14 protein-coding genes and 2 pseudogenes are annotated in these 13,621 nt (G+C 59.6%); 9 read left to right on the top strand and 7 right to left on the bottom strand.

Features of this window, described 5'->3' with window-relative positions:
• Positions 1-23: 23 nt before the first annotated feature.
• Positions 24-401 carry a DUF4112 domain-containing protein gene (locus IB279_RS18225; protein ID WP_113187589.1) on the top strand — a complete coding sequence of 126 codons (378 nt, stop codon included), beginning with the start codon at positions 24-26 and terminating at the stop codon, positions 399-401.
• 6 nt (positions 402-407) lie between these two features.
• Here IB279_RS18225 and ligD read toward each other — a convergent pair whose 3' ends face one another.
• Genes ligD through IB279_RS18240 form a run of 3 tightly spaced genes read right to left on the bottom strand, consistent with a single transcriptional unit; the run spans position 408 to position 3,251 of the window.
• Positions 408-1,466, bottom strand: a complete 1,059-nt coding sequence (gene ligD / locus IB279_RS18230) for a non-homologous end-joining DNA ligase (protein ID WP_192339473.1) — start codon at positions 1,464-1,466, stop codon at positions 408-410.
• Between the two features lie 55 nt (positions 1,467-1,521).
• On the bottom strand, positions 1,522-2,334 hold the full coding sequence (locus IB279_RS18235) for a Ku protein (protein WP_113187587.1): 813 nt from the start codon (positions 2,332-2,334) through the stop codon (positions 1,522-1,524).
• An 11-nt stretch (positions 2,335-2,345) separates the two neighbouring features.
• Positions 2,346-3,251, bottom strand: coding sequence for a Ku protein (locus IB279_RS18240; protein WP_192339475.1), 906 nt, complete (start codon positions 3,249-3,251; stop codon positions 2,346-2,348).
• A gap of 202 nt (positions 3,252-3,453) precedes the next feature.
• On the opposite strand from IB279_RS18240, the pseudogene IB279_RS37965 reads away from it, so the two are divergent.
• Both IB279_RS37965 and IB279_RS18245 read left to right on the top strand, forming a co-directional pair.
• Positions 3,454-3,660, top strand: a pseudogene (locus IB279_RS37965) (hypothetical protein).
• Positions 3,661-3,674: 14 nt separating this feature from the next.
• Positions 3,675-4,556, top strand: coding sequence for a hypothetical protein (locus IB279_RS18245; RefSeq protein WP_113187607.1), 882 nt, complete (start codon positions 3,675-3,677; stop codon positions 4,554-4,556).
• A gap of 396 nt (positions 4,557-4,952) precedes the next feature.
• Here IB279_RS18245 and IB279_RS18250 read toward each other — a convergent pair.
• Positions 4,953-5,177, bottom strand: a pseudogene (locus IB279_RS18250) (transposase); the annotation flags it as partial.
• 339 nt (positions 5,178-5,516) lie between these two features.
• On the opposite strand from IB279_RS18250, the gene IB279_RS18255 reads away from it, so the two are divergent.
• The 6 genes from IB279_RS18255 (at position 5,517) to IB279_RS18280 (ending at position 11,669) form a co-directional block, all read left to right on the top strand.
• Positions 5,517-7,376 carry a heavy metal translocating P-type ATPase gene (locus IB279_RS18255; protein WP_192339477.1) on the top strand — a complete coding sequence of 620 codons (1,860 nt, stop codon included), beginning with the start codon at positions 5,517-5,519 and terminating at the stop codon, positions 7,374-7,376.
• A gap of 1,200 nt (positions 7,377-8,576) precedes the next feature.
• A complete protein-coding gene (locus IB279_RS18260) occupies positions 8,577-9,506 on the top strand; it encodes a helix-turn-helix domain-containing protein (protein WP_246802028.1) in 930 nt (309 codons plus the stop codon).
• Positions 9,507-9,652: 146 nt separating this feature from the next.
• Positions 9,653-10,402 carry an SDR family oxidoreductase gene (locus IB279_RS18265; protein ID WP_192339479.1) on the top strand — a complete coding sequence of 250 codons (750 nt, stop codon included), beginning with the start codon at positions 9,653-9,655 and terminating at the stop codon, positions 10,400-10,402.
• A 56-nt stretch (positions 10,403-10,458) separates the two neighbouring features.
• The gene (locus IB279_RS18270) at positions 10,459-11,007 is read left to right on the top strand and encodes a flavin reductase family protein (RefSeq protein ID WP_192339481.1); all 549 of its coding nucleotides are present in this window, start codon (positions 10,459-10,461) and stop codon (positions 11,005-11,007) included.
• A gap of 47 nt (positions 11,008-11,054) precedes the next feature.
• A complete protein-coding gene (locus tag IB279_RS18275) occupies positions 11,055-11,339 on the top strand; it encodes a DUF1330 domain-containing protein (protein ID WP_113187582.1) in 285 nt (94 codons plus the stop codon).
• 24 nt (positions 11,340-11,363) lie between these two features.
• Complete coding sequence (locus tag IB279_RS18280; protein WP_090297499.1) at positions 11,364-11,669, top strand: putative quinol monooxygenase; 306 nt, start codon at positions 11,364-11,366, stop codon at positions 11,667-11,669.
• 67 nt (positions 11,670-11,736) lie between these two features.
• Here IB279_RS18280 and IB279_RS18285 read toward each other — a convergent pair whose 3' ends face one another.
• The 3 genes from IB279_RS18285 to IB279_RS18295 all read right to left on the bottom strand — a co-directional run bounded on the left by IB279_RS18285 (position 11,737) and on the right by IB279_RS18295 (position 13,599).
• A complete protein-coding gene (locus tag IB279_RS18285) occupies positions 11,737-12,171 on the bottom strand; it encodes a DoxX family protein (RefSeq protein ID WP_113187581.1) in 435 nt (144 codons plus the stop codon).
• 181 nt (positions 12,172-12,352) lie between these two features.
• Positions 12,353-13,129: an SDR family oxidoreductase gene (locus tag IB279_RS18290; RefSeq protein ID WP_113187580.1), complete on the bottom strand. Its 777-nt coding sequence runs from the start codon at positions 13,127-13,129 to the stop codon at positions 12,353-12,355.
• Between the two features lie 11 nt (positions 13,130-13,140).
• Positions 13,141-13,599, bottom strand: coding sequence for an ester cyclase (locus tag IB279_RS18295; RefSeq protein ID WP_113187579.1), 459 nt, complete (start codon positions 13,597-13,599; stop codon positions 13,141-13,143).
• Positions 13,600-13,621 lie beyond the last annotated feature (22 nt).

Raw genomic sequence — 13,621 nt, forward strand, 5'->3', positions numbered from 1 at the left:
GGCGCCAAGACCACATAGGACGCATGAAAAATCACACTGTCCCCATCGAGCACCTGACCCGCCTTCGGCGCATCCGCGGCCTGGTACGGTTGATGGACACGGCGCTCCGCATTCCCGGCACGCGCGTATCGGTGGGCGCGGACTCGGTTCTTGGCCTCATCCCAGGCGTGGGCGATTTCGCAGCGGCGGCTATCAGCCTCGTCATCGTAAACGAGGCGCGCCGTCTCGGCGTGCCGAATGACAAGCTGGTGAAGATGCTTGTCAATGTCGGCTTCGACACGGTCGCAGGAAGCGTGCCGGTCCTCGGCGATGTCTTCGATATCTATTTCAAGTCCAACCGCCGCAATCTGCAACTCGTGCTGGACCACTTGGGCCTCGACCACGCTGACCTCGATCGGTAACGCCGGTCAGCTGCGGTCTCCAAGCGTGGCGATATCGAACACCGCGGCATTGTCCTGGATTTCGCGCAAGCCTTTATAGGAGGCGTGGCGCAGATTTCCCTCGACCGTCCAGCCGCGGAACTCGATCTCGGCGATAAGCGTCGGCAGCGCGAACAGGTAATTCTTGCCCTTGACTGGCACGACCGGTTTCTTCGTCTTCAGCTTGTCCAATGTCTTGCGCAGGTATTCGGCATCCTTCGCCTTGAACCCGGTCCCGACAGAACCCGCCGACACCCAGCTATCGCCCCGCCGGGCGGCAAGCAGAAGGCTGCCGATCCCGCTACGCGCTGCAGCGGACTGCTCATAGCCGACGATCATGAAGCTCTCACTTTGAACGCATTTGACCTTGATCCAGTCGCCTGTTCGTCCCGACCTGTATGGCCGCTCGCGGTGCTTGGCAACAATGCCTTCCAGCCCCATCGAACATGCATTTGCCAGCAACTCGACGCCATCACCGTGCGCTTCTTCCGACAGCTGCACCGCGCCGCTTGCGCCGTCGAGGAAATCCGTAAGCAGATGCCGGCGAACCGAAAGCTCCGTCTTGGTCAGATCGTGGCCATCAAAATAGAGAAGATCGAATGCGACAAAGACCGCCTCCGTCGAGGCGCGCTTGCCGCCGCGGCCCCCGAGCGAGCGTTGCAGCGCCCCGAAGTCCGCATGGCCCTCCTTGTTGAGGACCACGGCCTCGCCATCGAGGATGGCGGTCCCGACGTCCAGCCTCTTCGCGGCTTCCGCGATCCGTGGAAAGCGATCGGTCCAGTCGTGGCCGCCGCGCGTGATGACCCTAACACCCTTCGCTTCGATGTGGATGGCGAGGCGATACCCGTCCCATTTGATTTCGTAGAGCCATTCCGGTCCTTCCGGCGGCGTCGGCCGGAGAAGCGCCAGGCACGGCTCGATGCGGTCGGGCATCGGATCGAAGGGCAGAGTGGGCTGGTCGCGATTGCGTCGGCGGACTGGCCGGGACTGGAGCGCAGTACCGGATTTATCGAGCAAGGGTATGGCCGATCGGCGCTTCGCTTTCATGGAGATCCATCATGCGCAAGAGAGAATACGAACATAAGTGCCTTCCGTGAAGTTTTCAGGATGAGCGCTTTCCTTTTCCGCTCGCCGCTAAACTCTTGCGAAGAGCGTCCATGATGTCGATGACGTTGCTGCCAGCCGCGCCGGTCTCTTCCTTGGCCTTGCCCTTCTTCAAGGGCCTCAGCCCCTTCTTCTTTTTCGCGATAATGTCCAGGAGAGCGTCCTGCACGGGGTCGGAAACCATATCCGGGGACCAGGTCTTGGTGTGCTGCTTGATGAATTTCTCGACAAGAGGAATAAGATCAGGGTCCGATGCATCGTCGATATCCTCGAAATAGGACTCTTCTGGCCGGACCTCGTCGCCGAAGCGTAGTGTCCAGAGCACGATACCTTCGCCGCGCGGTTCGAGCACGACTGCCCGCTCGCGCCGGCCGATGACGAGTTTCGAAATGCCGAGCACCTTGTCGGACGCCATGGCGTCGCGAATGACCGCGAAGGCCTCATGGCCGACGGGATCGTCGGGCACAAGATAGTGCGGCTTTTCGAGATAGATCCACTCGATGCTGTTGCGCGGGACGAACTTATCGATGTCAATGGTTTTGACGGTGTCGAGCGCGACGGCATCCAGTTCGTCGTCCGTGAGAAGCACAAAGTCGTTCTCGCCGCGGGGATAGCCCTTTATCTCGTCCTCATCCTTCAGCGGTTTGCGCGTGACCGCGTCGACAAATTGGGAGACGACGCGATTTCCGGTCTCTTTGTTGAGCGTGTGAAACCTGACTTTTTCGCTCTCCGACGTTGCTGGCGACATCGAGACCGGGCAGGTGACGAGCGAGAGCTTCAGATAGCCTTTCCAGTATGGGCGCGGCGCCATGATCGTGCTCCTCAGCCGGCTTTACGCTGTCCGGACGTCGAGCCGCGCGATTTCGAGGCCGCGGCGCGCGACGCCGGCTTGCGCCCGGCGCCCTTGTTGGCATTGGCGGCGGGTCGCGTCAGTTGACCGCCGCCGGCCTTCAGCATCTTCGCGCTTTCGCGTAGGGCGGCCAGTAGGTCGTCCGGTTTGGAGACCTTGACCTCCTTTCGCTTCGGCAAGGCCTTGCCTTCAATTTTCGCCTTCACCAGCTCAGCGACCGCCGTCTCGTAACGATCGTCGAACGCGGCCGGGTCGAAGGTTCCTTTCTTTGTTGCGATGATGTGCTTGGCAAGATCCAGCATCTCACCTTTGATCCGCAGCTTCGGCACCTCCTCAAACGCCTTCTGTGATGAGCGGACTTCGTAGTCATACTGCATCGTGGTGGCGATCAGGCCTTTGCCGTGGGTGCGGATCAAGAGTGTGCGTATGCGACGAAACAGGACCGTGCGCGCGACCGCAGCGACCTTCGACTTCTCCATTGAATCGCGCAGCGCGGTAAAGGCGTCTGACGAAACCCGGTCGGTCGGCACGAGATAGTAGGGTTTGTCGAAATAGACGTCGTCAACGTCGGAGCAGGGAATGAAGGCTTCGATCTGCAGGGTCTTGTCGCTGTCCGGAACGGTAGCGGCCACCTCCTCCGGATCGATCATGATGTACTGGCCGTTTTCGATCTCGAAGCCCTTTGTCTGATCCTCCCGCTCGACCTCCTTGCCGGTGTCGCTATCGACGAAGACACGGTTAACGCGATTGCCGGTGCGGCGGTTGATGGTGTGAAACGCGATGCGTTCCGAGGTGCTGGCGGCCGTGTAGAGGCCGACTCCGCAACTCACCTCGCCGAATTTGATGAAGCCCTTCCACTGGGCGCGATGACCGGCCATCTTTAAAACTCCCGCCTCGAGGCAACCAAAGCGAGTCAAGCGAATCACGAGCGAATTTGTTCCGCCTCGAAAGGAATCGAAAATCAATAACCTAGGCATGCGTTGGCGCCCTTTTTAACCAGTCTCGACCATGGCGCTGATTCGCTGCATCTTTTCGGGGCGGCGTGCGTTCTTCCGAAGCCACAACTGGAAGGGAGATGTCATGACGAAACGTGAATTCGTCGATACCGGAACCGATAGGCGCTATATTCGGCGCTGCGGGAAACGCCAGTTCAAGGAAAGTATCGATGTGAGCCGGGTCCCTGTTCGCCGATCAGCGCACAAAGGCGAAGACTGAGGCAAAACCCGGCAAGGCGGTCGCGGAGATTGGCATAAGAAGCATTGGCGCGCGGGCCGCCCTCTGTCGTAGCGACGGGTGATGCGATGGCCGACGATGTCGAGATTGATCATGAGGACAAAGGGGCTGGCGAGCGCGTGTCGGTCGCATTTCCGTTCGACCGTATGGCCGTGCAGCGGTTTCGCGAGGCTTTTCCACGCGCCCGCTGGAGCGACCGGCGAAAGGCCTGGATCGTCCCCGGCACGACCGCGCGCCGGCGCATCGATCGCTGGCTGGCCAGGGAAGAATCCCGCGTCGATCCATACGCAGAGGGCAAGGGCAGGGATGCTTATGCGTTCGAGCCGATCCTCAGCCCTTATCTCAACGTCGACAAGGACGGGTTTCGCATCCGGACGCCTTTTTCACGCAAACTGGTCGAGGAAATCCGGCAGGTTCCATTTGCCCGTTGGGATGGCGAGCATAAGGTCTGGCGGGTGCCATTCGCTTCCTATGATCATCTTGTCGATCGCTGGGGGGCTATCGAGGCGGAAGCGCAGCGAAATGAGCCTGAAGAAAAACGCAAGCGGGCCGAGGCGCGCAAGGGAACCTACGAAGAAAGACTGTCCCGCCGCCGGGCGGCCGAGCGCAAGCGCCGGCGCATCCCGCTTGCCGCCAATGATTTGCCCCCGATAGATCGGCCGCTTGCGACGCCGCTCTACGGGATCGTCGTAATTAGAGACATAACCGGCGAGCTAGTCGATTGCCATGAGGTAGCCGACCTTTATCCGGACATCGCCGGGGATCACGTTTGGGGCCTATGGCGGACGCCTCTGCTGGAGGAACTGGTGCAGACCTGGCCCTCGAAAAGGGCGGCGGAAGAGCGTGAGCGCTGGCGCGGCTGGTGGCTGCCGACCCTTGAGGAATTGCGCGAGGCGCGGCTGACCGCCAAGGCGCGCGAACGCAGGGCCACACAAAAGGCTCAGGCCTGACTTCAATCCGATGGTGGTTCGATCATCGATGATGACCGGCGCATGGTCGCTGGTGTGCTTCCAGCCCCGAGGGCTCTCGATCGCATGAAGAGCCGTTGTCGAAGGTGGGTGGGCTGGGATGCGATCTCCCAGCTTGACGGCGGCGGCTCTGTTAAAAGGTCGCGTCCGCTCGCTGTTTCGCGCCGGTCCATCCTGATAAACCTCCCGTCAGAGTGAAACGTCGTGCTCGGTTTTGACCGCGTCGCCAACCGATCGTGACTGATGCCTTTGGTTTCGCGTCCCGGCGATACGGATGAGATCTTTCAGCATGGTCAGCAGCCCTGGCCAGGGGCGTCCTCAAGCTTGAGCCCTGGATCGCGCGCAAGATTAAACAATGAAGCTTTGCGGTGACTTCGATTACCGAGGAGGCCGGTGCCGCGACTTGCTCCGCGATGAGGGCCGCGAAAGCCACGATCCTTGTACTGGCGGTTTGCGGCCGGCCCAACTTAAGCGCGCCATTGCCCCGATGATCTGGAGCCTACAGATGGCGGCCTGACCAGCCTTCGACACCCGGCCAAGCCGTTCTTTCCCACCAGAAGAGAATGGTCGTGGAACAAGGCCGAGCCAAGCGGCAAAGTCACGTCAACAGAAATATCCCAGCCGGCGGCAGGGATAGTGTACGCTCGGCAATCTGCGGTCAGTTACTGCCCGAGAGCGTTGATGAGATCGTCGGGTGAAATGCCTACGGCCAGACTGCAGACCCGGCTTGACCTTCGGATTCTACCTTTCGCAACAGTATCAAGCGTCCGTCTCTCTTTGTCTTGCATGTTGGTGCTTGTTCCACGCGCCGCTGTTCGTGTGGAAATGCAGGCCTCGCTTTTAAGGTCAGCTACGATGACTACGACATAAAGAACGGCGATTGAGCCGTACAGGCATGCTTCACCATACTCCAAACGGCCCAGGCGGCGCTGAAAGGAAGCCATGTTCTTTCAGAATTATGATCGCTTGAAGTCCGCATTGCTCTTGGTTGCGATGCTCGGGCTCGTGAGTGGGCTGGTATTTTTTACGGCCGGCAGGCCCGATGCAGCCACTCTAGCTTGGCGAACCGGCGTCGTCCCAGTTCTTCTTGCGCTGATCGTCGAGATTCTTCGCAGTCTTTGGCGAGGCGAAGTCGGACTGGATATCGTGGCGGCGCTTTCGATGTCAGCGGCGCTGTTGTTCGGTGAAACGCTCGCCGCATCGGTCGTCGCTGTGATGTATTCTAGCGGGACATTTCTGGAAAGTTTCGCCGAGGGGCGTGCCAGGCGCGAAATGAGCGCACTTCTGTCCCGGGTGCCGAGAACGGCCACGCGGCATGCAAATGGCACTCTTGAAGATGTAGAGCTCGACAACATTAAGCCGGGCGACCTTCTTCTGATCCATCAGGGCGCCGTCGTGCCAGCGGACGGCGACATCGAGAGCGAGAAGGCGAGCCTCGACAAGTCAGCCCTCACGGGGGAATCGATGCCCGTGCGGCTGGGGCGTGGTGAAGAGGCGATGAGCGGATCAACCAATGCGGGCGAGGCTTTTGACCTGCGCGTTCGACATCGTGCAGCCGACAGCACCTATGCCGGAATCGTCCGGCTGGTAGAGGCAGCACAGGCATCCAAAGCGCCGATGGCACGGCTTGCCGACCGCTATTCCATGCTGTTCCTGGCTGTGACGATAGCGCTAGCAACTGCTGCGTCGTGGTTCACTGGTGACCCGATCCGCGCTGTGGCGGTGCTTGTCGTCGCCACGCCGTGCCCGTTAATACTTGCCGTACCCGTCGCCCTGGCGGCCGGTCTTTCACGTGCAGCGCATTTTGGTGTTCTTATCAAGGGCGCAAAGCCATTGGAGGCTTTGGCAAGGAGCAGTACACTCGTCCTCGACAAAACCGGAACCTTGACGGATGAACGTCCACAGATCGTTTCGACCGAAGCACACAACGGCATGTCGGATGACGAAGTATTGTATTTCGCCGCAGCTCTCGAACAAGCGTCAAAGCATCCTATGGCTCAGGCGATTGTCACGGCGGCACGCTGCAAGGGTTTTATGCTGCCGGCGCCCGATCACCCTACCGAGCGTCCTGGCGAAGGAATTTCCGGAACAATTTCAGGCCGACAGGTCACCGTGGGAGGAGTTGCGTTCGTCAATCAACAGGTCGGCACGACGGCTTTGATGAACCCTATCATGATGGCTGGTTCTGTGGTTGTCGCCCTTGCCGTCGACAATAAAATTGCTGGCTACATTACCATGGCGGATGCTCTCCGGACAGGTACTGCCGAGCTAATAGCAAACCTTCGGCGGCTGGGCATTGGCCGCATCGTGTTGGCTACCGGCGACAGGCGGGCGGTCGCAGAAAATATAACCAAAGGACTCGGGCTGGATGCGGTCAGGTCGGATCTGACACCGGACCAGAAAGTTCTTCTCGTGCTCGCAGAGCGTAAGAATGGGCCAGTGATGATGGTCGGCGATGGTGTCAACGATGCGCCGGCTCTTGCAGCTGCCGACATAGGCGTGGCCATGGGGGCTCGTGGCGCCGCTGCCTCGGCTGAAGCCGCCGATATCGTTCTTCTGGTCGATCATCTGGATCGCTTGCTGCCGGGGATCGAGATCGCCCAGCGTTCCCGGCGTATCGCGATGGAAAGCGTGGTGGTTGGTATCGGGATGTCAATTGTTGGCATGATGGCCGCCGCCCTAGGCTTCATCACTCCCGTGCAGGGAGCGATCATCCAGGAATTAATCGACGTGACTGTGATCCTCAATGCATTGCGCGTTCTCGGGATCAAACCCCGAGTAGGGCAGGAGAACGCGGCATAGTTTGGCTGTCCACTCCGGCCGGCAGATCTGGTCGCAGATGTGGCGGCTGGACGGAATTTGTCGGTGTAGGCAGGTTTCGAGCGCAGACCAAAGAGATGAATTCCGGTCGGCCGCAACGTGCGCTCCTGCTCCGGTAGAAACCGGCAGGCCAGCGGAATCTCGCCCCCCTGTTTCCGCCACACGGCAATTGGGGGGGCGGCCCAAACTGCTGTGGATCTACTGATGGTAGGAGCCGACAATGTCGAGGCCTATCTAACCGTTCGACGAAATCATCGAGATCTGGAATGATTGAGCAGAGCATCCTGAATTGCCACGGTTCGAACTCACAAAGACAGGGTCTTCGCACGCGTCGCATCAGCAGAAGGCGCGCGACTTCGGCCGGCGAAGTCCAGGGCAGCTGGCATAACCGCCGCCTCCATGACTTGCCTGTTCAGGGTTCTTTGCGCGATAGCATTCAGGCGGATTGTGTTGTTCATCGACGCCGCCGAGCCTAGATGGCGGATGTCGAGAGGGTGAGCCCTGTTAGCGCGAGCAAAATCCTGGGGACTAGTCCGGATCGGCGAGGCGCCTACTCCGCCTCGACTTAACACGGCATAGAAGCAAGGAAGGAACTATCGTGTCTTGTCATGGCGGCGTGAGGGAGGGGCTGGGCGCGACTGTTTTGGCTTTTGGGGCGAGGTCGCCCCTGGCGATGTGCCGAATATGATCATCCGGATGTCACGGTCGCATTTGACGTCGACCAGAACGCCGCTGCAGCAACCCGCGCGACGGCTTTTGCTGAGGCGGCCGACGGGCGCTATCTGGTCGCCGGTGCGCACCATGCTTTTCCGGGGATCGGGCATGTTCGCTGCGATGCGGACAATTACGACTGGGTACCGCTGGTATACCGGGCCGTCTACTGAACGCCAAACGCATGGAATGGTCGTCATCCGCAGCGATCACTGTCGATGCCGACCTCCCAGGCGAGAAGTGGCTTGATATTTACGCGCCCTTGCCGATGCCCGCGGGAATGGCCTTGTTTGGCTTGCCCGCAGAGGCAATTTGCACATCGGATCATCAAGAGGTGACGACGGGGCATCCTGGATGTGATTAAACGGAGCCTGGCGCGAGCACACTCGCCAGGAGGTCGGGAATTTGGAAGAGTCGGAAGAAATCTCTCGCGGTCCACTTTCGAAAGGAGCGTTATCGAAGGGCCGCACCTTGCAGGTCTCGCAAGACCGGGAAGAAGCGGCTGCTCCACCTGAGCGGACCTCGCCGCTCGGCCTCGAGCAATACATCGCGGGCAGGACGCTTGTCAGTGGCGATGGCCCGGCCTGGAAGGACCTGTTCGTTCAAGTCTATTCCCGCCGCGACAGGCAGGAAGCGTTTCTTGTCCCGGCTGTTGCAGAACCGCTGATCGTCTGGGTTATGTCGGGCGAGGCGAATGTCGAAGAGCGCGAACTCGGCGGCGATTGGATATCCAATATTGTGTCAGTCGGAGACTTCTTCCTGACCCGTTCCCCGACGCCCTATGAAATGCGCTGGCGTTCGACTGGGACGGCGCCCTTTCAGGTGATGCACCTGTATTTGTCGGTTCCTCTGTTTGAGCGTGTCGCCAAAGAGGTGCTTGGCGGCGATGGGCCGCCCGCGCTGCTCGACGTCTCCGGCGGGAAAGACGAGCAGCTCTCGCATCTTCTGGCCTTGATCCATCAGGAACTTGCCGCTGAAGGAAAAGGCAGCCAATTGTTCGTTCAAGGATTGGCTCAAAGTCTCACGGTGCACCTGATCCGCAACTACGTATCGGAGGATCGGCAAGACAATCGGCAGACGGCTCTGCCAGGCTTTAAGCTTCGGCGCGCCATTGCTTATCTCGAAGAGCACCTGGCTGACCCGTTCAATCTGGCGCAGCTCGCCGTCGCGGTGGGCATGAGCGAGTTTCATTTCAGCCGACTGTTTAAGAAAGCAACAGGCCTTTCGCCCTCCCGCTACCTCATTCGCCAGCGCGTCGCCAAGGCACAGCAGCTCCTGCAGGAAACGGATACGAGCATCATCGAGATTGGCCTGTCCGTTGGCTATTCGAGCCCAAGTCACTTTGCCCAAGTCTTCCGCCGCGAGACAGGTCTGGCGCCGAGCCACTATCGTCGAGGATGATTTTTCATCCGTCTGCGATTTGAGCAAGATCGCGACAGGTCGCGCAAGGCCCCGTGAGAAGGGCCCGCGTGAAACGCTTAGGTTCCTCCTTGTCGAAACGAAACGCCCACCGCGGTGGTGGGCTTCAAAGACAAGGAGTGAAGACAATGGCCAACCTCAACGAAAAGATCGCATTGGTAACTGGCGCGTCGAGTGGCATTGGCGCCGCTACCGCCGTGAAGCTCGCCGAAGCCGGCGCAAAAGTCGGCATCGCGGCTCGCCGGACCGAAAAACTCGAAGACCTGAAGAAGCGGATTGAAGCTAAGGGCGGCGAGGCTCTGGTGATAGAGATGGATGTCGTTGATCCGAGCGCCATCGAAACCGGCGTCAGGAAGCTTGCCGAAGCCTACGGCTCGATCGACATCCTGGTCAACAATGCGGGCCTGATGCCACTCTCGGACATCGACCAGTTCAAGGTCGACGAATGGCACCGGATGGTGGACGTGAACGTAAAGGGCCTGCTCAACACGACGGCTGCCGTTCTGCCCCAGATGATCAAGCAGCATTCGGGCCACATCTTCAACATGTCCTCGATCGCGGGCCGCAAGGTCTTCAAGGGTCTTTCCGTCTACTGTGCCACGAAACATGCGGTCACGGCCTTCTCCGACGGACTGCGCATGGAAGTTGGCCAGAAACACAACATCCGCGTGACCTGCATTCAGCCAGGCGCTGTTGCCACCGAGCTCTACGACCACATCACCGATCCGGGTTACCGCAAGCAGATGGATGAGCTGGCCAGCCAGATGACTTTCCTTCAGGGCGAGGACATCGGCGACACCATCGTCTTCGCCGCTCAGGCTCCGGCGCATGTCGACGTCGCTGAGCTGTTTGTCCTGCCGGTTGAGCAGGGCTGGTAAGCGACTGTCCTACCGGGCCCTGCCCAAAGGTGGGGACCTTTTCACTGGAGAGTACGATGAAAGAGGTATCCGCACTACAAACCTACCGTGTGTTGGAGCCAAGCCCGATCGTTATGGTAACGACCAGCGATCGGGGAAAGCCGAACGTCATGACCATGGGCTTTCATATGATGATCCAGCACGCGCCGCCGCTGATCGGCTGCATCATTGGTCCGTGGGACCATAGCTTCGAGACACTTCTGGCGACGGGCGAATGCGTCATCGCCGTGCCGGGTCTCGACCTCGCCGAGACGATTGTCGATGTGGGAAACTGCTCGGGCGACAGCGTCGACAAGTTTCAGCGTTTTGGACTGCGCACCGAAACGGCGAAGGAGGTCTCGGCACCTCTTATCGCCGACTGCCTCGCCAACATCGAATGTGTGGTGGTCGATCGGCGCAACGTCGAGCCGTACAACCTGTTCATCCTGGAAGCCAAGCGCCTATGGGTGAACGAAACCCGCAAGGAGCGTCGAACGCTTCACCACCGGGGCGACGGCACCTTCACCGTCGACGGCGGAACGCTCGATCTCGAGGACCGCATGGTCAAGTGGCGCCATCTTCCCTGAGGAGCGCCAGCCGCTTCACCCGAAACCGAAATTAGAGGAGAAACACCATGTCTGCTTATCTCGTCGTCGACCTCGATATTCACGATATGAATTCGATCGAAGACTATCGTTCCAAGGCGTTGCCGCTCGTAGCCAGAGCAGGCGGCCGCTTGATCGCTCTCGACGTCACGCCACTTGCGCTCGAAGGCTGGGAAGCCACCAACATGCTGATTATTGAGTTCCCGGACAAGGAAGCGATCCGCCAGCTGTTTGCATCGCCTGAATATGGCCCGCTTGCTGCGCAGCGCCAGGCTGCTGCCAATTCGAGGATTATCGCGATCGAGGGCGCCTGAAGTCTCTCAAGAAGGATTATCGATATGGCCGAACTGACCAATGTAGCCGTCTTCAAGGCAAAGCCTGGTCGATCAGAGGATCTCGCCGCCGCGCTTCTGGCGCTAGTCTCCCCCTCGCGACAGGAAGCTGGAAACTTGCGTTACGAGATATTCCAGTCCAGGGATTCGCTCGAGAATTGGATGGTGGTTGAAGACTGGCGCTATCCTTCAGACTTCGACGAGCACATGGCGACCAGCTATGTCCGAGATTTTCTGGCGAAGGTTCCTGACCTCTGTGTCACCGATGTTGAGATCCGAGGCTTTCAGCAGCGCTCGGTGCCGCATGCATAACCGCTGGATAATCGAACGCAAAAGAGCCCGGGCTTTTGGCCCGGGCTTTTTTGCGGCTTACGCGGGGTTAGCGGCGAGCGTCGAGGCTGAGGCGGCCCGCGCCGAACGCGACGACCTGCAGCAGGCCACCGGCCATGGCGATGTTTTTGAAGAAGTGAATGAACTGGTTCAGGTCGTTGAGGTTGTTATGGAACGTCAACGCGGTGGCAAGGCTGAACAGGGCGAGGATCAGGGCGACGACGCGGGTCTGGAAGCCGAGGATCAGGGCAACGCTGCCGAGGATTTCCGTCACGACCGCTGCACCATAGGAGAGGGGCGGGAAGGGCAGGCCAACCATATTGATGTAGCCGATTGTTCCGGCGGGGTCCGAGATCTTGCTGATGCCGGAAAGCAGGAAGATGGCAGCAAGAAGAACACGGCCGGCGAGCGGGGTCACGCCGTTGACGAGGATCGACTGTGAAAGAGTTTCTGCGCGCTCAGCGATTGCATCGGAATAGGACATCGACGTTTTCTCCTGTGGTGGGGCGCAGCCACCGTGGCTGCTTCGTGAGAAGAAATTGCCATCACGCAATCAAACGAAAAAGCTGGATAATTTCGCGGATTATCGTCGATGATTTCGAACGATCTAGGCAAAGAAAAACCCGCGCTTTGGAGGCGCGGGTCCGACTGCAGGGGCATGGAATTTAGATAACGGAGAGAAGGCCTCCGTCTACCAGGAGTGCTGTCCCGGATATGTAACTGGAGAGATCCGACCCCAGAAATACCACAGCATCTCCTACTTCCGAAGGTTTGCCCAGACGACGCAGGGGCGTTCGTTGGCGGAAGCCTTCAGAGGCCTGGGCAATACCTGGGCTTGTGCGGAGAAGTTCCGTGTCTATCGTCCCGGGTGCGACCGCATTCACACGAATGCCGTCTGGGCCAAGCGCGTCCGCCAGTGACTTCGCCATCAGCACCACACCGCCTTTGCTTGTCGAATAGGCAACGGTAATGCCGGCACCAGAGATCCCCCCCATGCTCGCCATGAGGACAATGCTGCCCTGCTTGTTGAGCGCCTTCATCTGGCGCGCAGCTGCCTGCGCACCGAACAACGGGCCATCGAGGTTGACCGACATCAGGCGGCGGTAATCGTCTTCCGGAACTTCCGCTCCGTCTGTCTTCAGCGTAATGCCTGCGTTTGCCACCATGACATCAACGCCACCGAACTCCTCTGCTGCCGCAATCAGGGCGTCATTGTCTGCCTTGCGGCTGACATCTGCTTTGACGAAAACGGATTTAACCCCCAGTTTTCTGATATCGGAGGCAGTGGGTTCACCGCCTTCGCGAGGTGCTTCCACGACGTCCGAGACGATAACGGCTTTGGCGCCATGTTCGGCAGCCCGGATGGCGATCGCACGGCCAATGCCGCTCGATGCGCCGGTGACGATGACGACCTTGCCGTCTAGAATGTTACTGTTTCTCATTGTGGTGATCCTTAGTGTTCCGGCACTTTGGGGGCCGAGGAGGGCAGCGCGTCGAGTTGCTGCAGGAGGTAGTAGAGGTTGGCCACGCCCCAGTGCTCGACGATCTGACCGTTGCGGATGCGCATAGCATCAATCGTCTCGAACTTGATCTTGCGGCCCGTCGGTTCGATCCCGAGGACAACGCCCTGATGGGTGCCGTGATAGGTCTTGAAGGTCGTGACGATATCGCCGTCGACCGCCTGCCAGTGGATCTCGGCATGGAAGTCCGGGAAAGCGACGCGCAGCGCGCGGTAAAGGCCGCGCGCACCCTCCTTGTCGGGTGTCCCGCCCGGCTGCGGTGTGTGGTCGAGAAAGTCGTCAGCGAAAAGCGCGTCGAAGAGTTCGAAATTGCCACCGGACTGCACTTCGAGTGTGTTGCGGCGCACGACTGCTTTCAATGCTTCCTGTTGGGCTTCATGGGGGGCTGACATGGCATGATCCTTTTCTCGGTTC

It is taken from the genome of Ensifer sp. ENS06 (genome assembly GCF_014852205.1).
In the GTDB taxonomy this organism is placed as follows: domain Bacteria; phylum Pseudomonadota; class Alphaproteobacteria; order Rhizobiales; family Rhizobiaceae; genus Ensifer; species Ensifer adhaerens.